Below are 17110 nucleotides of genomic sequence, written 5' to 3' on the forward strand. Positions count from 1 at the left end.
GGTCAGTCAGGACGCGCCGGCCCTTTCGCGCGCCGCGCGCTGCTTCATGCGCAGCGGCATCAGCGGGCGGTTGAGCGCTTCGAAGTCGAGGTTGTCGATCTGCGCGAGCACCGCATGCTTGGCCGCGGCGGTGCGCGCGTTCTGGTCGGGGCCGATCACCATGCCGCCCTCGAGCTCGTGCCGCACGTCGCCCGCCAGCAGCACGCGGGCCGCGTAGGTGCTGGAATCCAGGCCGTGGATCAGGCTCATCTCGTAGGTCACCGTCTCGCCGGTGCCGCTCTGTACATGCTGCCCATCCAATGTGACCATGGCTTCTCCTTCGTGGGGTGTCGGTGCGTCGGCCCGGGTGCGATGGCGTGCCGCCTCAGGCCGGCACGGGTTCCGAGATGCCGCAGAGCGCCTCGGCCGCGGGCTTGACCTTGCGTTCCTTCACCGCGACATCGCCCAGTGCCAGGATGCCCACGAGGCGCTTGTCGTGGTTGATGACGGGCAGGCGGCGGATCTGGTACTGCGCCATGATCAGCGCCGCACGCTCCACGGTCTCGTCGTCGTAGGCCCAGCGAATGCCGTCCGACATCACGTCGCGCACCTTGGCGGTGCCGTCGCGGCCTTCGGCCAGTCCGCGCACGACGATGTCGCGGTCGGAAATCGCGCCGACGAGGCGATCGTTCTCGCCCACCGGCATCATGCCGAAGTCGCCCTCGCGCATGCGCCGGGCCGCCTCGGCGATGGTGGCGTCGGGACTGATGACCTGCACGTCCCGGCTCATGACATCCTTGATCTTGTGCATGGTGAAACTCCTTTGCTGTGTCCAGAAAGTCGAACGGCTGCAACGAGCGCAGACGAGCGGGCCGCGCGAGCCCATGCCCGCGCGGTCCGCGTCGATATTTCTCAAGTTTTCGTTCGAGCCGTCCGGATCACCTTGCAGCGGCTGAGTGCGCCGGTGTGTAGGACAACAGGCGAAAGATGCCGAGACTGGTCTTTCAACGGCTGGCCACTCCCGCGCCACGCCTGGGCACAATGGCGGGTTCATCACCGCGCAGCCGCCGCATCCCCACCACAACCCGACCGACAAACGCATGCGCATTCCCGACCTCCGACATCGCCTGCGCCAGGCGGGCGCCGGCCCGAGCCACGAGCAGCGGATCCTGCGGCTGTGGTCCCATGCGCTGCCGCGCAGCAGCGGCCGGCGCCTGCCGGAGACCTTCTTCCCGGCCGCGCTCCTGGCCGAGCTGCCCGCCATCGAGGCGGAGTTGGCGGGCCTCGCGCACATCGCGGCGGTGCACCCGGGCGCGGACGGTTCCGAGCGGCTGCTCGTCGCGCTGGCGGACGGCCAGACGGTGGAGAGCGTGCTGCTGCCGCGCGACGGCCTGTGCGTCTCGTCGCAGGTCGGTTGCGCGGTCGGCTGCCAGTTCTGCATGACCGGGCGCGACGGCCTGCTGCGCCAGGTGGGCAGCGCCGAAATCGTGGCCCAGGTCGCGCTCGCGCGCACGCGCCGGCCGGTGCGCCGGGTGGTGTTCATGGGCATGGGCGAGCCCGCCCACAACCTCGACAACGTGATGGAAGCGATCGAACTGCTCGGCACGGTGGGCAACGTCGGCCACAAGAACATCGTCTTCTCCACCGTGGGCGATCCGCGCGTGTTCGAGCGGCTGCTGCAGGGGCGCGTGCGCCCCGCGCTGGCGCTGTCGCTGCACACCACCCGCGCCGGCCTGCGCGAGACGCTGCTGCCGCGCGCGCCGAAGCTCTCGCCCGAGGCACTGGTCGACGCGGCCGAGCGCTATGCGCGAACCACCGGCTACCCGATCCAGTACCAGTGGACGCTGCTCGAAGGCGTGAACGACGGGGACGACGAGATCGAAGGCATCGTCGAACTGCTCTCCGGCAAGTTCGGCGTGCTGAACATGATTCCCTTCAACGCGGTCGACGGCGTGGCGTTCCGCCGTCCCGTGCTGGCGCGCTGCGAGCAGATCGCGCGCACGCTGCACCGGCGCGGCATCCTGACCAAGCTGCGCCATTCGGCGGCGCAGGACGTCGACGGCGGATGCGGGCAGCTCAGGGCGCGTGCGGCCGAGGCGCGGGTCACGCTGGTGCGCCCGAACGGCCTCAGCTGATCCCGCAGGACGACACGACCCATTCCCAGACCCGCCCGGGCGCCTCGACCATCACGTTGTGGCCGTGCGGGCCGAGCTCCTGCGCGTTGGGGTCGAGGCCGCGGGTCTGCGCCATCGTCACCAGCGCATCGTCGCGGCCCTGGCCCAGGTGGACGGGGCAGCGCGCCAGCCCCATGAGTTCGGTGAGCGGCGGCTTGCCCACGGCGTTCGCGCGCGGGTCCATCGCGAGGCGCCAGCCATCCTCATCACGGGCAATGCCGCGCGCGACGACGGCGGACGACGCATCGGCAATGCCGGCCAGGCCGGCGACCTTGAGGTAGCGATCCCCGGCCTCCTCCTGCGTGGCGAAGCGTTTGGCGGGCTGTGCCGCCAGCGTGTCCATGCGGCGGAGCTCGTCGTCGGTCCATGCGATCTTGATGCCGGCAGCGAACACCCGCTGCGGCACCACGCCGAACCAGCCCGTGGCCAGCGCGAGCCCGATCACGCCGCCCAGCGAGTGCCCGAGCACCACGAGGCGGCCGGGTGCTTCGGCGATGTGCGGCCGCACCGCGCGCGCGACGCTCGCGGCGTGCTGGCCGATCGCATAGCACTCCTGCCGCTCGGAAGCGCCGTGGCCCGGCAGGTCGAGCACCAGCCAGCGGCCGGGCCATCGCGCACCGGCTTCGGCGCACATGGGCGACCACACCGCGCCCGTGGCGCCCATGCCGTGCAGCATGAGCAGCAGGTCCGGGCCCTCGCCGCCTTGTTCGATGTACATGGGGGTCGCCTCCGTCGCGTCCGTGGGTGGAAGGCGCCGAGCATAGTCGAGGCTTACGTAGTTCCCCTTACGCCGCAGGTCAGACAGGGATCAGTTCCGCGCAAGAGCATCCGAGCGTCCGTGGTGCTCCCCGCCACGGGCGGAGACAGCCCGCGCCCGGCCCTCCGGGATCGGTGCATCCGACGAACGAACACCAGATCGTGAGCGTATGAAAAATAGAAACCTCGTCAGAGGCCTGTTCCTCATGGCGATCGCCTTGACCTTCGGGTTGACGGCGCTTCGCTATCCCATCGGCGACCTGAGCCGCGCCGGGCCAGGACTGTTCCCCGCGATGATCAGCGGCCTGCTGCTGCTGATCGGCCTGTCCACCGTCATCCGGGCCCGCTTCGTGGAGCCGGTCCCGCTGCAGTTCAGCTTCAGGAACATCGCGCTGATTCTTTCGAGCCTCTGCGGCTTCGCGCTGATCTCGATGTACCTGAACATGATCGCGGGCATCGTCTTCATGGTGTTCTGCTCCGGCTTTGCCGGCAGTTCCTACTCGTGGGTGCGCAACGTCAAGATCTCGCTCGGCCTGATCGCGATGGCGCTCGCGCTGCAGAAGCTGCTCGGCCTCAACCTGCCGCTCTACTGAGGAGGCCGACCATGGAAGTGCTCCACAACCTCGCGTTCGGCTTCTCGCACGCCCTGACCTGGCAGAACCTGCTGTTCTGCGCCATCGGCTGCAGCGTCGGCACGCTCGTCGGCCTGCTGCCCGGCCTCGGCCCGCTCGCCACCATCAGCCTGCTGCTGCCGCTGACCTATTCCATCCCTACCACCGGCGCGCTCATCATGCTCGCGGGCATCTACTATGGCGCGCAGTACGGCGACAGCGTGAGCGCGATCACGATGAAGATCCCGCATGCGAGCAGCATCGTGGCCTGCATCGACGGCTACCAGATGACGCTCAAGGGCAAGACGGGGCTGGCGCTGTTCACGGCCGGATTCTCGAGCTTCATCGGTGGCACGGTGGCGATCCTCGTGCTGTCGTTCCTCGCGCCGGTGCTCGGCGAGGTCGCGTTCCTGTTCGGGCCGGCCGACTACGTCGCGATGATGCTGGTGGGCTTCGTATGCGTGAGTTTCGTCACCACCGGCAGCCTGCTCAACGGCCTCGCGATGTGCATGATCGGCGTGCTGCTCGGCACCATCGGCACCGACGTCAACAGCGGCATGCAGCGCTTCACCATGGACCTGCCGTTCCTGGTCGACGGCGTGGGCATCGTGAGCATTGCGCTCGGCTGCTTCGGCATTGCCGAGATCACCAAGAACCTCGATGCGCGCGAGGAGCGATCGCCCTTCAACGGCAAGATCAACCTCATCCCGACCTGGGCCGAGTTCAAGCGCATCATCCCGAGCGCGCTGCGCGGCAGCGTGATCGGCTCCTTCCTGGGCATCCTGCCCGGCGGCGGCCCGACCATCGCGCAGTTCGCGGCCTACGCGCTCGACAAGAAGGTCAGCAAGTACAAGCACGAGATCGGCACCGGCTGCATCGAAGGCGTGGCCGGCCAGGCCGCGGCCGACGAGGCCGCCGCGCGCACCAGCTTCATTCCGCTGATGAGCATCGGCATTCCGGAAAACGCTGTGATGGCGCTGATGCTCGCCGCCTTCATCATCAAGGGCATCCAGCCCGGCCCGAACATGATCGCGAGCCATCCCGAGCTGTTCTGGGGCCTGGTCGCGAGCATGTGGATCGGCAACGTGTTCCTGCTGGTGCTCAACGTGCCGCTGGTGCGCTACTGGCTCTCGGTCTTCAAGATCCCGTACAGCGTGCTGTTCCCGTCGATCCTGTTCTTCTGCTGCATCGGCACCTACAGCGTGAACAACAACCTCGAGGACGTGTTCATCACGGCCGGCTTCGGCTTCATGGGCTACATGTTCATGCGGCTCGAACTCGACGCCGCGCCGCTGATGCTCGGCTTCATCCTCGGCCCCATGCTCGAGGAGAACTTCCGCCGCGCGATGCTGTTGAGCCGCGGCAGCTTCGGTGTCTTCGCCTCGCGGCCGATCAGCGGCACGCTGCTGAGCCTGGTGGCGGTCTTCGTGGTCTGGCAGCTCACGGCCTTCGTGCTGCAGGCGCGCAGGAAGGTGGCGGTGGCGCCGGCGGGGGTGGCGTTGGGGCCTTGAGCGTTCGCAGAGGAGACGCAGCCGTGCGTCGGATAATCCGCTGATGAAACTCCATGTCGCGCGGCCGCATCCCGATGTGAGCGCGTGGGTTTCAATGGCTGTGCACCTCTCGTTCGACAGCCCGGGCACGCAACCGGTGCCCTGCCACTTTCCCGCGCTGGTCGAGGGCGGGCTCGTCGTGGTGCTCGAGGGCCGCTTCTTCGTCAAGGAACCCTCGGGTGTGTTCGCCTCTCTTCCTGCCGGATTCGTGGGCAGCGCCCGCGCCTTGCCGCTGACGCTCTACCGCACGCCTCGACTGTGCTACGCCGGACTGCGGCTGCAGCCCACCGGGACGCTCGGAATGCTGCAATCGAGTCCGCTGTCCCTGCCGCACCGGCTTGCCGATGCGGCGGATGTCTTCGGCCGGGCGTGGCCGGGTCTGGTGGAGCGCATCAGGGCGGAGACCGTCCCCGAGCGGCGCTTGGCGGCCCTGTTGACCTTCGCACGCGAGCACCTGCGCCAGGAAGTGCATCTACAGCGTTTGCGGCGTGCCGCTCTGCTGCAGCAGGCTGCTCTGCGGGCGGCGACGCCGGCCGATGCGGTGGGCCTCTCCGTGCGGCAGTTCGAGCGCGTGTTCGCCGGCACCTTCGGCCTGACGCCGAAGCGGTTCCAGCGCGTGGCCCGCGTCGAAGGATTGCTGCGCGATGCCCTCGCCACGGCCAAGACGGACGCGGCACTCGCATTGCGTCATGGCTACTATGACCAATCGCACATGGCACGCGACCTGCGCATGCTGGCCGGCGCTTCGCTGAGCACGCTGGTCGAGGCCGCCCGCCGGCAGGACTCGGAGAACTGGGCGCTCGCCGTTGGCATGGCCCGGTGATCGTCGCACTGAAGCCGATGTCGCATTTTTCCTATCGGCCGCGGGACCGGCCCGATAGCATGCCCACGCATGACACCGAAGAATGCAGCGCGCGTCCTCTTCATCCTGGCTTTTGCCGGCCTGGTTGTTCCCTGGTACTTCCATGCCGCGTTCCTCTTGGACGGCGGCAGTTTCGCGCCGGGGCCTTTCATGGCCGCCGTTTCGGCCAACAAGCTGGTGGCAGGCATCACCTGGGACGTCTACCTCGCTGCCGCAGCGTTCTCTGTCTGGCTGCTTCGAGATGCATCGGCAGCGCGCGTTCGCCGGCCGTGGATCTATGTCGCGCTGACGTTCGGACTTGGGCTCGCTTTCGCCTTGCCGCTGTACATGGCAATGCGAAAGGTGGCGCGATGAAGCGTGGGCGGTCGCCCCGGAGAAGGCGTCGAAGCGAAGCCGGTTCATGAGCGAGATCTCCACCAAGGGCCGCGAACTCTACGCGGCGCTGAACAGCGGAGATGCCGATGCGCTGGCGCGATTGCTGCGGGATGACTTCAGCGGCTGCCTGTCTCCCGGCCTGCCGAGAGGTCTGGGCAAGACCTACGGCGGCCTGAACGCAATGATGGGCGAGGCGTGGGCGGTCGTCGACCAGTTGTTCGACCTGGATGTGGAGGTCGATCAGCTGTTCGAAGCGGGCGACATGCTCATCGCCCGCGGCATGTACCACGGCACTGCGAAGCAGAGCGGCAAGGCGTTTCGCGCTGCGTTCGCTCACTTCTGGCACTACGACGGCACGCAGTTTTCGCAGCTGCAACAGATCACCGATACGGGTCTATGGCGCGACGCGATCGAGTGAACGGCCCGCGCCCCTATCAGAAGCTGATCACCTGCGCCTGCGAATCCCCGCTTGCGCTGAGCTGCTGGCGCACCTGCTGCGCGAGCGAGCCGAAGACGCGGCCCGCGAGCGTGGGTGCGTCGCGGCCGAAGACGATGCGGCTGCAGCCGTAGTCGCGCGCGGCCATGGCGATGGTCTCGGCGGTGCGGCCGACGAGCACGGTGCTGGTGTAGGGCACGCCGGCGAGGTCGAGCAGGCCTTCGGCGAAGCGCAGCTCCTCGGCGCCGGTCTCGCGCTGCAGGTCGAGCAGTTCCTGCTTGTCGAAGAGCATCGCCACGTGGCCCGACACCCTCGGCTGCACGCGCAGCAGCCGGACGCTCACGCGCCCGCTGCGGTGCATGCGCACCACTTCCTCGATGGCCGAGCGCGTGCGCGCCGGCTGGTCCGGGTCGACCGGTACCAAGATGCGCGTCATGCCGGCACTCGCTCAGACGGCGGGTTGGTTCTTGGCTTCTTGTTGCTGCTGCTGCGCCTCGAGCTGCTCTCGGCGGTGCTCGCGGCGCACGCTCAGCCACTTGCCGATCGCCACCACGAACATGGCGCCGAGCGCGGGAACCACGGTGTGCAGGGTGTGCCGTTCCGCGACCCAGCCGGCGATCGACGGGTCGCCGATCGCCATTTCGCCGGCGACCCAGCCGAGCAGCGCAGCGCCGACCATGATGATGATCGGGAAGCGGTCCATCAGCTTCAGGATCAGCGTGCTGCCGAAGATGATGAGCGGAATGCTGATCACGAGGCCGAACACCAGCAGCGGCACGTTGCCCTTGGCCGCGGCGGCCACACCGACGACGTTGTCCAGGCTCATGACGAGGTCGGCCACCACGATGGTCTTGATGGCACCGGCGAGGCCGGAATGGCCTTCGAGGTCATGCCCCTCGTCTTCCTGCTGCAGCAGGCCGATGCCGATCCACAGCAGCAGCGCCGCGCCCACGAGCTTGAGGTAGGGCAGGGTGAGCAGGTAGACGGCGAAGAAGGTCAGCACCACGCGCAGCACGATGGCACCGACGCTGCCGAAGATGATGGCCTTCTTCTGCTGCGCGGGCGGCAGCGAGCGCGAGGCCATCGCGATGACGACGGCGTTGTCGCCGCTCAGGACGATGTTGATCAGGATGATCTGCGACAGGGCGATCCAGAACTCGGGGCTCGACAAAAACGACACGGGTGTCTCCTCGGTGAATGACGTCCGGAGCCACGGTGGCTCCGCCATCCACGAGCGTAGGGGCCCGTGCTGTCACCTTTCTGCCGGCCGGCTGACAGCTGCCTATCGGCAAGCTGTCAGAAAGCTTACAGCCGGGGGTCAGGCCGCGGGCGCGGCGCCGTCCCCCGCGCGCAGCGGGAAGAAGACGCTGAAGGTGTTGCCCACGCCGTCGCTGTCTTCCTCGAGCGTGATGCGCGCGCCGTGGAGCGTGGCGATCTCGCTCACGATGGCGAGGCCGAGGCCGCTGCCGTCCTCCTGCGTACCGAGCAGCCGGTGGAAGCGTTCGAAGATGCGCGCGCGCTCTTCCACCGGAATGCGCGGCCCGTCGTCGTTGATCGCGAGGCGGCACTGGTCGTCGCCGGTCTGGCTGGTCTGCACGGTGACGCGGCCGCCCGGCTGGCTGTAGCGGATCGCGTTGTCGATCAGGTTGTTGAGCAGCTCGCGCAGGCGGTCGTGGTCGGCATCGATCATCAGCGCATGGTCGGTGCCCTCGAAGCCCAGGTCGATGTTGCGCTTGAGCGCCTGCGGCACCCATTCCATGCTCACTTCGAGCGCGTGCGCGTTCAAGTCGAGCGGCTGCAGCTGCATGGAATCGAGCGCACCGGGCTCGTTGCGCGCGAGCGAGAGCAGCTGCCGCACCAGCCGCGAGAGCCGGTCGGCGCTGATGTAGAGCTGCGCGAGGGAATGGCGCACGCGCTGCAGGTCGTTCTCGCGCAGCGCGAGTTCGATCTGCGCCTTCAAACCGCTGACGGGCGTCTTGAGCTGGTGCGCGGCATCGGCCACGAAGCGGTTCTGGAAATCGAAGGTGCGGCCGAGCCGGGCCATGAGCGCATTCACGTCGTCCACCAGCGGGCGCACTTCGCCGGGCACGTCGTGGGTGTCTATCGGGCTCAGGTCGAGGTGCGAACGGTCGGAGACGGCGCGGCGCAGCCGCTGCAGCGGCTCGAGCCCGCGCGAGACGCCGAACCAGACCACCAGCGTCGCCATGACGATCAGCAGCAGCTGCGGCAGCACCACGTTGGCGACCATCTCCCAGGTGAAGCGGTCGCGCTTGTGGAGCGTCTCGGCCACCTGCACCAGCACCTCGGGCAGCTGGGCGTCGGGGCCGATGCGCATGCGAGCGACCATCATGCGCACCGGTTCCCCGTGCACCGTGGCGCCGTAGAAGTCGGAGCCCGCGGGCCGGGCGTTGCGCGGCGCGGGCAGTTGCGCGTCGCCGCCCAGGTGCGTGCCGTCGGCGCCGACCACGCGGTAGAACAGCCGGTCCTCGGGATCGACGAAGAGGATGTCGGCCGCGGGCTTCGAGAGTTCCAGCCGCGGGCGCTCGCCGTCGAGCCGGACGTGCATCGCGATCTCGCGCCCGATCTCGTGCAGCGCACGGTCGTAGGCGAGGTTGGAAAAGCGCAGCGAGTTCCAGTAGGCCGCACCGGTGTCGAGCACCAGCAGCACGGCCAGCGGGCCGAGCAGCCACGCGAGCAGCTTGCGCTGCAGCCGGGGCTCAGACCTCCGCATCGCTGCTGTCGATCAGGTAGCCCATGCCGCGCACGGTGCGGATCTCGCAGCCCAGCGGCTCGAGCTTCTTGCGCAGCCGGTAGACGTTGACCTCGATGGCGTTGTCGCCGACCTCGTCGCCCCAGCCGTAGAGATGGTTGACCATGTGCTCCTTGCTCACCACGCGGCCGGCGCGCATCAGCAGCAGCTCGAGCAGCGCGAGCTCGCGTGGCGAGAGATCGAGCGGCCGCTTGTCGTGGAACACGCGCCGGCCCACGGTGTCGAAGCGCAGCAGCCCGTGCTCGAGATAGGGCGTCGAGCGCGTACTGCGGCGCAGCAGGGCGCGCACGCGCGCCTCGAGTTCGGGCAGGTCGAAGGGCTTGGCGAGGTAGTCGTCGGCGCCGAGGTCGAGGCCCTGCACGCGGTCGGCGAGTGTGTCGAAGGCGGTGAGCATCAGCACCGGCATGGTCGACTTGCGCGCGCGCAGGCGCTTGAGCACCTCGAGCCCGCTCAGGCCCGGCAGGCCGATGTCGAGGATCGCGAGGTCGTAGCTGCCGGCCGCGAGCGCATGGTCGGCCTCCTCGCCGGTGGAGACCACGTCGACGGCGTGCGCGGACTGCACCAGCGCACGCGACAGCGCGTCCGCCAGCACCCGGTCGTCCTCGACGAGCAATATGCGCATTGGTGATGATCTTCCTGGCAGCGGCCCCGCGCGCCCGCGGTGGATGCTACTCGCTCTGGAACAGCGTCTCCACGCGCGCGAAGTCGCGCCCGTACTGGTCGACCTTGGCCTGGAACGGCACGCTCTCGCCCGGTGCGATCGCCGGCAGGTTGTCGAGCAGCGTGAAGCCCGCGAGCTGGCCCGCGGCATCGCGCAGGCTCACCCAGAGCCGCGGCTTGCGCACGATCGCCTGCGTCGGGTTCGCCACCGTGCCGCTGACCTCGACGTACTTGTAGCTGTAGCGGCGGCTGAAGTTGACGAGCACGCTGCTCGTGGCCGCGCGCGTGTCGGTCACGCGCACTTCGAGCGGCGCGCGCGGGCCGGGCAGGGCGGCGCGGCGCATCGGCTTCCATTCGACGCGGGTGGACGTGATGCGGTCGGCGCCGCGCGGCTCCAGAAGCACCGGAAAGCGCTCGCCAGGGTAGAGGTACGCGGGCCCGCCGACCGCGGTGGTGCCGTCGAGCCGGCTGCCGTCGTAGCGCGAGACCACGGCACCGGGCGCGATCGCGATCGCATCGGTGCTGCGGTTGACCACCTCGGCGAGGTACACCGGCCGCTGCGTGGTGTCGCGCCCGGCCACGAGCGGCAGCAGCTCGATCTTCGCGGCGTCGAAGCGCTCGGCCTCGTCGGCCAGCAGGTCTTCGCTGCCGAGGCGCAGCGAGGGATGGAAACGCTCGGGGCCGCCCGCGGTGCGGACCACGCGCGCACTGCCGCTCAGCACGCGCGTGCGGCCCTGCTGCGCCTGCTCGGTGAGGTTGTGGTCGATGCGGTAGTCCCAGGCCGCGATCGGGGTCTCGCGGTTTCCGATGCGCTCCACCCGTACTTCCACCGCGCTGCGCTCGCCCGGCGCGATCTCGCTGGCCTGCGCGAAGCCGCGGCCGAAGCCGATGACCGCGCCGGCATCGTCGTACACGGTGACCAGCGCCTCGACGCCGGTCAGCATCGCGCGGTCCTTGCGGTCGTTCACGATGCGGCCGACCAGGCGCAGGTTGTCCTGCTGCTGCACCAGCCGCGCGCGTGCGAACTTCAGCGGCGGTCCTTCGACCGTGCGGTAGGGCGCGGAGAGCGGCTGCACCTGCAGCTCCTGGCGCGTGACGTTGCGGTCGCCGGGCAGGTCGATCAGCACCGGGGCGCTCTCGCCGGGCGCGAGCGTGCCGATCGGCAGCGATTCGCTGCGCTCGCCGATGCGGCTTTCTCCTTCGTAGAACACGGCCTTGATGCTCGGGCGCTCGAGCGCCTGGCCGGTCTCGTTGCGCGCCACCACCAGCAGCCGCGGCTTGGCCGAGCTGCCGCTGCCCACGAGCACCTGCCGCGGCGGGTCGAGCTTGAGCCCGTCGACGGGAATGCTGCGCGGCGCGCTCGAGACGGCCGCGGGCCTGCTCGCGGCGGCCGTCTGCGTGTCCTTGCGCCCGCCCGTGAGCAACGCCGTGACCGCGAACACCACCACCACCAGCCCGACGATCGCGATCGCCGCGATGCCCATCGCGCGGCCCACGTGCTGCTGGCGTGCCGACTGCTCGGCCGCGAGCCGGCGGCCGGCTTCGTTCTTGACCTGCTCGAGCACGCGCTCCAGCCGCGCCGAGACGTCGTCTTCCACGATCGACACCGAGCCGCAGTGCGCGCAGGTGTACTGGTTCAGGCCGGAGCGCTGGAGCGTGCCGCTGCCGCATTCGCCGCACTTGAGCGTTTGCAGGTTGATGGTCACTGGCTTTGATCCTCGTGGAAGAGAGAGAGAGAGGGAAGGGGAGCGGGAAAGGGTTGCGGCGGTGCGCGGCCGCGCGCATCTTAACGAGCCGCGCGGCGCGGGATGTGAACCTTCTTCCAACTGGCGGCGCGGGCGGGCCTTGCATAGACTCGCGGCCGATCATTTCTCGCCACACAGGAGCCCCCATGGGTTTGATGGATCAGGTTGGCCATGCGCTGCTGGACAACGACGAGCTGCACTTCGCCGACGACCCCCGCTGCTCGCCCGAGGAGCGCTGGCTGGTGACGCTGAGCGCGCCGCTCTCGGCCTTCAACGGCAATTTCGTGAATGCGGTCGAGACCGGGCAGGACCCGGAGGCGCTGCGCGACGGCATCGCGAGCCTGTGGGGCGTGAAGGACCGCAAGAGCTTCGAGCAGACCGCGCGCTGGCTGGTGGAAGAGGGCCACCGCGACAAGTACCGCGAGGTCTGGCAGGCGCTGCAGAAGCTCGATGCCGCGCACCGCTCGGCGCCGCTGCTGCTGCGCAGCGTGGCCTCGCTGGTCTTTCCGGGCCTCTTCATGCTGAAGCTGCGCAACGAGCTCAACTACCAGGCCTTCGCCAACCAGACCGGCAAGAGCGTGCCCGAGATCGCGGCGCTGATGACCGCCTACGACGACTGGCTGGGCGACCTGCGCGATCCGCTCGGCGTGCCGCCCGCGGAGATCACCGACCTCGTCGCGTGGGACGCGGTGCGCCTCGCGAGCCTGTCGCGCTGGGCCGTGGAACTGGGCTACATCGAGCGCGGCGAGTTCGCGCATTTCGCCGGCGGCCTTGCCGGTCGCGTGCGCACCGCCTACGCCAACTGGCCGCAGGTCAGCGCGGCCTATGTGGCGGGCGGGTTGATCTGGAAGTATTCCGATGCGCGGCAGGAAGCGCTGGTGCGCACCAACGCGATGCTGCTGCGCGATGCGCGCAGCCCGTACAAGAGCGTGCCGTTCCGGTAGGCATCGCCTCGGGCTTCAGCTCGGCGCCGCGCCCTGCGTGGCGGTGTAGACCGCATAGAGCGACTGGCTCGCCGCCATGAAGAGCCGATTGCGCTTCGGACCGCCGAAGCACAGGTTGCCGCAGACCTCGGGCAGCCGGATGCGGCCGATCAGCCGGCCCTGCGGATTCCACACCGTCACGCCGCTGTAGCCCACGCTGCGCCCGGCGTTGCTCGAGCACCAGAGGTTGCCGTCGACGTCGGCGCGCACGCCGTCGGGGCCGCACTTCACGCCGTCGATCATGAAGTCGCTGAAGCGCCGTCCGCCGCTCAGGCGGTTGTCCGCGCCTACGTCGAACACGTACATGTCGCCCTTGCCGCCCGCGATGGTGTCGCCCGGTCCCTGGCCCGTGCTCACGATGTAGAGCTTCTTGAAGTCGGGCGAGAAGCACAGGCCGTTCGGGTCAGGCACGAGGTCCTCGCCGGCCACCTGCGAGAGCGTGCCGTTCTTGTCGAGGCGGTAGACGGCGGTCGGCAGCTCGCGCTTGTCGTTGCCGATCCCGGGCGGCTGGCCGAGCCGCGGGTTGAGCCGGCCCGAGCGGTTGGCGGGCCCGCCGGGCGCATCGACCGCGCCTTCGTAGAGCTGCGCGCCGTAGGGCGGATCGGTGAACCAGTAGCTGCCGTCCGGATGCGGCACCACGTCGTTGGGCGAGTTGAGCCGCTTGCCGTTGAAGTGCGAGGCCAGCACCGTGGCCGAGCCGTCGAGCTCGTAGCGCACCAGGCGGCGCGTGAGGTGCTCGCACGAGATCTGGCGGCCCTGGTAGTCGAAGGTGTTGCCGTTGCTGTTGTTCGAGGGCGAGCGGAACACGCTCACGTGGCCGTCGTCTTCGCTCCAGCGCAGTTGCCGGTTGTTCGGGATGTCGCTCCAGACCAGAAAGCGCCCGACCCCGTTCCATGCCGGCCCTTCGGACCACAGCGCGCCGGTCCACAGGCGCTGGATCGGCGCGTTGGGCTGGCGCAGCGCATCGAAGGCCGGATCGACCGTGAGCACGTCGGGATCGGTGAAGTAGGTGGTGGGCGCGCCGTTCGGACCGAAGTCGCGCGGCGGCTGCGTGATGGTGCTCGGCGGCGCGGCCGGCCCGGCCTGGGCCTGCGCCCATCGCGGCAGCGCGACCGCGGCACCGATGCCTGCGGCCAGGCCGCGCAGCAGGCGGCGACGGCGGCCGGCGGGTTCCGGATCGAATGCTTCCGTGTTCATGTCTCACTCCGTGCCCCGTGGGGCGGAAGAACGCTGCGCGCGGGGATCGAAAAGCCGTGGATGCTACGCGGGCGGGGCGCATGGCGGCAAGCGCGGCGGCGAGGAGCATGGGCGCAGGCGTTGCCTTTGCAATACGATGACCGGATGAAGACCGCCGCATTGCCCTCGCTCGAGGTCGAGCCCGAGTTCCGCGCCGAAGTCGAAGCCGTGCTGACCGAAGGCGAGACCCTGCCCGAATTCGTCTAAGCCGCTCGGACCGCTGATGCTTCGAGCGGTTGGCGTAGACGTCGAATTGAGCCACTGCGCGGAACCTCACCAGGGCCTGAACTCTTCGCCGAAGACGGCGATGCGGTCGACGAGATCGTTCTGCGCGGCAATCCATTCCTTGTAGGTCTCGCCGAACTCGCGCTTGCGCGGGCCATCGACTCTTCTGTTCCAGCGCCTTCAGTTCCGCAAAGCGCGCAGCGGAGCCGATCGCTGCGCCAGTGCCCCCCGGCTTGCAGGGATATTGGCCGGGCTGCGCACGCGCTGCCCCCTAGAATGGGAATGCGACTCGCTCGCATCCATCGATCTCCGTCCTGTCTTCCCTTCCTGCGCATTCCGACATTCAAGATGACGCCCCTGCACATCGCATCGCGCGTGGCCGCCAGCCTGCTCGGCGGCTACGCATTCGTCTGGGGCTTCGTCACCCTGGGCATCGCCCTGCAACTGGCCGCGGGCGTGGGTTATGACGATGCCCGGCTGCTGTGCAACCTGCTGGCGTTCCTGGTGTTCCTGGCCTGTTTCTGCTGGGCCTTTGCCGCGGCGAGCCTGCGCCGGGTCTGGGGCGTGCTCGCGGGCGGCGGTGCGCTGATGACGGGCGCCGCCTGGCTGCTGCTCGGCGGCGCGCGCTGAAGGCTGGAGGCGAAACCCATGTTCCAGTCCTTCCGCCTCTCCATGGCCTGGCTGCACACCTGGTTCGGCCTGGTGCTCGGCTATGTGCTGATGATCGCGTTCTTCTTCGGCGCGCTCTCGGTGTTCGACCGCGAGATCGACCGCTGGGCCATTCCGCAGACGCGCTTCGAGCCGCAGGTGATGCCTTCGTTCGACCGCATGCTCGCACCGATCTTCAAGACCATCGGGCCCGAGGAAGAGGAGCTCGCGGCCGCGCGCGCCCGCGTCGGCGGCCCGCTGCCCGCCTCACTGCCGCTGATGAACTGGAGCGCCTACACCACCCACCGCGACCCGGTGCTGCAGATGTATGCCGAGTTCGCGGTCACCAACAACCCGAACGACCCCGACGACCATGTGCACGGCCACGTCACCATCGATCCGCGCAGCGGCGCGGTGCTGCCGCACGACCAGCTGAAGATCGGCAGCGAGTTCTTCTATCCGCTGCACTACAGCCTGCACATCGAATGGAAGTCGCTGGGCTACTGGATCGTCGGGCTCGCGGCACTGGTGATGCTGGCAGCGCTGGTCAGCGGCGTGGTGATGCACCGCAAGTTCTTCCGCGAGTTCTTCACCTTCCGCCCGGGCAAGCACGTGCGCCGCAGCATGCTCGACCTGCACAACCTCACGGGCGTGGTCGCGCTGCCGTTCCATTTCGTGTTCGCGCTCTCCGGCCTGACGATCTTCGCGGGCATCTACCTGCCCGTGTCCGAGACCATGCTGCGGCCGCAGGCCCAGGCGCACGCCATGGCCGAGGCGCAGGCCAAGGGCCTGGCGTTCAAGCCGGCCGGCGTGCCGGCACCCATGGCCTCGGTCGACGCGATGGTGCTCGAGGCCAAGCGCCGCTGGGCCGCGCGCGACATGCCCGGCGAAGTGGGCTTCCTGCAGATCAACCACGTGGGAGACGCCAACGCCTACGTGAGCATCTACCGCGCCGGCAGCGACCGCGTCGCGCTCGTGGGGCAGGCGGTGCACTTCGCGGCGACGACGGGCGAGGTCATCCTCGAGGAGCCGCCGCCCACGCCGGTGGCGAGCATCAACAACTTCCTCACCGGGCTGCACCTGCAGCACTTCGAGCACTGGATGCTGCGCTGGTTCTACGTGCTGGGCGGCCTGCTGGGCTGCGCGTGCATCGCGACCGGGTTCTTCTTCTTCGTCGAGAAGCGCAAGGCGCAGCATGCGAAGCAGGGCAGCCGTGCGGTGCGCTGCGTCGATGCGCTCGCGGTGACCACGGTCACCGGCATGGTGATCGCGGCGCTCGCGATCCTCGTGGCCAACCGCCTGCTGCCCGCGGACCTTTCGCACCGCGGCGACTGGGAGAAGTCGGTCTTCTGGGGCAGCTGGCTGCTGGCCTTCGCGCATGCCGCCTGGCGCAGCGCGCCGGTCGCGCAGGCCCGCCTCGCGCCCGCCTGGCGCGAGCAGTGCTGGGTCATCGCGGCGCTGGCCGTGTCCGCCGTGGCGCTGAACTGGATCACCACCGGCGACCACCTCGGCAGGACGCTGGCGCAGGCCTACTGGCCGGTGGCGGGGCTCGACCTCGCGCTGCTGGTCAGTGCCGGCCTTGCGGCGCTGGCCGCGAGACGGCTGCGCCGGCGCGAGCGCCAGAGCGTGGCTGCTGCCGCTGCTGCCGCCGCCGCGGGCGGTGGCGGCACGCTGAAGCCGGTGCCGATGGCGGAGGCCGAGCGTGTCTGAGGCCGGGCTGCTGCTGCTCGCGGCTGCGCTCGCCAACCTTGCGGGCATGGCCTGGCTCGCGCTCGCGATGGACGTGCACTGGGAGCAGGTGCGCGGCCCGGCGCCGCTCGGTGCCGGCATTGCCGCCGCGATGCGGCTCGCGGGCGCGTTCGCGATCGCCGCAGCGCTGGTGCTGTGCCTGCGCGCCGACCACCCGACCATGGCGGTGCTGGTGTGGATCATGACCCTGAGCGGCGCCGCCGTCGCGGTCGCCTTTGCGCTGGCCTGGCGGCCGGCGCTGCTCGCGCCGATGGTGGCGTGGGTGCGGCGCTGAGCGACGCGTTCCGCCCAACCCGCAGCGCCTTTGTGGTGCAGGAACGCCACCTCATGTGAACTAGTTCACACCTTTGA

19 protein-coding genes are annotated in these 17110 nt (G+C 69.3%); 10 read left to right on the forward strand and 9 right to left on the reverse strand.

Features of this window, described 5'->3' with window-relative positions; all coding sequences use genetic code 11:
- Nucleotides 1–6: 6 nt before the first annotated feature.
- Both M2165_RS01475 and M2165_RS01480 read right to left on the reverse strand, forming a co-directional pair.
- Nucleotides 7–309, reverse strand: coding sequence for a hypothetical protein (locus tag M2165_RS01475; protein WP_280812887.1), 303 nt, complete (start codon nucleotides 307–309; stop codon nucleotides 7–9).
- A 55-nt stretch (nucleotides 310–364) separates the two neighbouring features.
- The gene (locus tag M2165_RS01480) at nucleotides 365–790 is read right to left on the reverse strand and encodes a CBS domain-containing protein (RefSeq protein WP_280812888.1); all 426 of its coding nucleotides are present in this window, start codon (nucleotides 788–790) and stop codon (nucleotides 365–367) included.
- 289 nt (nucleotides 791–1079) lie between these two features.
- Between M2165_RS01480 and M2165_RS01485 the strand changes: the two genes are divergently transcribed.
- Entirely contained in the window at nucleotides 1080–2114 is a 1035-nt protein-coding gene (locus tag M2165_RS01485) for an RNA methyltransferase (RefSeq protein WP_280812889.1), read from the forward strand.
- Here the strand turns inward: M2165_RS01485 and M2165_RS01490 are convergent.
- Nucleotides 2107–2871: an alpha/beta hydrolase gene (locus M2165_RS01490; protein WP_280812890.1), complete on the reverse strand. Its 765-nt coding sequence runs from the start codon at nucleotides 2869–2871 to the stop codon at nucleotides 2107–2109. The two genes, M2165_RS01485 and M2165_RS01490, sit on opposite strands and share 8 nt — an antisense overlap.
- A 208-nt stretch (nucleotides 2872–3079) precedes the next feature.
- Between M2165_RS01490 and M2165_RS01495 the strand changes: the two genes are divergently transcribed.
- The 5 genes from M2165_RS01495 to M2165_RS01515 all read left to right on the forward strand — a co-directional run bounded on the left by M2165_RS01495 (nucleotide 3080) and on the right by M2165_RS01515 (nucleotide 6725).
- Nucleotides 3080–3502, forward strand: a complete 423-nt coding sequence (locus M2165_RS01495) for a tripartite tricarboxylate transporter TctB family protein (protein WP_280812891.1) — start codon at nucleotides 3080–3082, stop codon at nucleotides 3500–3502.
- Nucleotides 3503–3513: 11 nt separating this feature from the next.
- Nucleotides 3514–5031 carry a tripartite tricarboxylate transporter permease gene (locus M2165_RS01500; protein WP_280812892.1) on the forward strand — a complete coding sequence of 506 codons (1518 nt, stop codon included), beginning with the start codon at nucleotides 3514–3516 and terminating at the stop codon, nucleotides 5029–5031.
- 43 nt (nucleotides 5032–5074) lie between these two features.
- Nucleotides 5075–5893: a helix-turn-helix domain-containing protein gene (locus M2165_RS01505; protein ID WP_280812893.1), complete on the forward strand. Its 819-nt coding sequence runs from the start codon at nucleotides 5075–5077 to the stop codon at nucleotides 5891–5893.
- 69 nt (nucleotides 5894–5962) lie between these two features.
- Nucleotides 5963–6286: a DUF2834 domain-containing protein gene (locus M2165_RS01510; protein WP_280812894.1), complete on the forward strand. Its 324-nt coding sequence runs from the start codon at nucleotides 5963–5965 to the stop codon at nucleotides 6284–6286.
- A gap of 46 nt (nucleotides 6287–6332) precedes the next feature.
- Nucleotides 6333–6725, forward strand: coding sequence for a nuclear transport factor 2 family protein (locus tag M2165_RS01515; RefSeq protein WP_280812895.1), 393 nt, complete (start codon nucleotides 6333–6335; stop codon nucleotides 6723–6725).
- Between the two features lie 16 nt (nucleotides 6726–6741).
- Here M2165_RS01515 and M2165_RS01520 read toward each other — a convergent pair whose 3' ends face one another.
- The 5 genes from M2165_RS01520 to M2165_RS01540 all read right to left on the reverse strand — a co-directional run bounded on the left by M2165_RS01520 (nucleotide 6742) and on the right by M2165_RS01540 (nucleotide 11879).
- Entirely contained in the window at nucleotides 6742–7179 is a 438-nt protein-coding gene (locus tag M2165_RS01520) for a universal stress protein (RefSeq protein ID WP_280812896.1), read from the reverse strand.
- A gap of 12 nt (nucleotides 7180–7191) precedes the next feature.
- Nucleotides 7192–7923 carry a TerC family protein gene (locus M2165_RS01525; RefSeq protein ID WP_280812897.1) on the reverse strand — a complete coding sequence of 244 codons (732 nt, stop codon included), beginning with the start codon at nucleotides 7921–7923 and terminating at the stop codon, nucleotides 7192–7194.
- Between the two features lie 138 nt (nucleotides 7924–8061).
- Nucleotides 8062–9474, reverse strand: coding sequence for a sensor histidine kinase (locus M2165_RS01530; RefSeq protein WP_280812898.1), 1413 nt, complete (start codon nucleotides 9472–9474; stop codon nucleotides 8062–8064).
- Nucleotides 9461–10135: a response regulator transcription factor gene (locus M2165_RS01535; protein ID WP_280812899.1), complete on the reverse strand. Its 675-nt coding sequence runs from the start codon at nucleotides 10133–10135 to the stop codon at nucleotides 9461–9463. The genes M2165_RS01530 and M2165_RS01535 overlap by 14 nt, the downstream gene beginning before the upstream one ends.
- A gap of 46 nt (nucleotides 10136–10181) precedes the next feature.
- Nucleotides 10182–11879: an FxLYD domain-containing protein gene (locus tag M2165_RS01540; RefSeq protein WP_280812900.1), complete on the reverse strand. Its 1698-nt coding sequence runs from the start codon at nucleotides 11877–11879 to the stop codon at nucleotides 10182–10184.
- 185 nt (nucleotides 11880–12064) lie between these two features.
- On the opposite strand from M2165_RS01540, the gene M2165_RS01545 reads away from it, so the two are divergent.
- Complete coding sequence (locus tag M2165_RS01545) at nucleotides 12065–12862, forward strand: DUF1266 domain-containing protein (protein WP_280812901.1); 798 nt, start codon at nucleotides 12065–12067, stop codon at nucleotides 12860–12862.
- Nucleotides 12863–12877: 15 nt separating this feature from the next.
- Here the strand turns inward: M2165_RS01545 and M2165_RS01550 are convergent, their stop codons facing one another.
- Nucleotides 12878–14098, reverse strand: a complete 1221-nt coding sequence (locus M2165_RS01550; protein ID WP_280812902.1) for an SMP-30/gluconolactonase/LRE family protein — start codon at nucleotides 14096–14098, stop codon at nucleotides 12878–12880.
- Nucleotides 14099–14710: 612 nt separating this feature from the next.
- On the opposite strand from M2165_RS01550, the gene M2165_RS01555 reads away from it, so the two are divergent.
- Genes M2165_RS01555 through M2165_RS01565 form a run of 3 tightly spaced genes read left to right on the forward strand, consistent with a single transcriptional unit; the run spans nucleotide 14711 to nucleotide 17033 of the window.
- Nucleotides 14711–14992, forward strand: coding sequence for an iron uptake protein (locus M2165_RS01555; RefSeq protein ID WP_280812903.1), 282 nt, complete (start codon nucleotides 14711–14713; stop codon nucleotides 14990–14992).
- Nucleotides 14993–15010: 18 nt separating this feature from the next.
- Complete coding sequence (locus M2165_RS01560) at nucleotides 15011–16720, forward strand: PepSY-associated TM helix domain-containing protein (RefSeq protein WP_280812904.1); 1710 nt, start codon at nucleotides 15011–15013, stop codon at nucleotides 16718–16720.
- Nucleotides 16713–17033: a DUF3325 family protein gene (locus M2165_RS01565; RefSeq protein ID WP_280812905.1), complete on the forward strand. Its 321-nt coding sequence runs from the start codon at nucleotides 16713–16715 to the stop codon at nucleotides 17031–17033. The genes M2165_RS01560 and M2165_RS01565 overlap by 8 nt, the downstream gene beginning before the upstream one ends.
- The last annotated feature ends 77 nt before the right edge of the window (nucleotides 17034–17110 follow it).

This window comes from Variovorax sp. TBS-050B (assembly GCF_029893635.1).
Taxonomy (GTDB): Bacteria; Pseudomonadota; Gammaproteobacteria; order Burkholderiales; family Burkholderiaceae_C; genus Variovorax.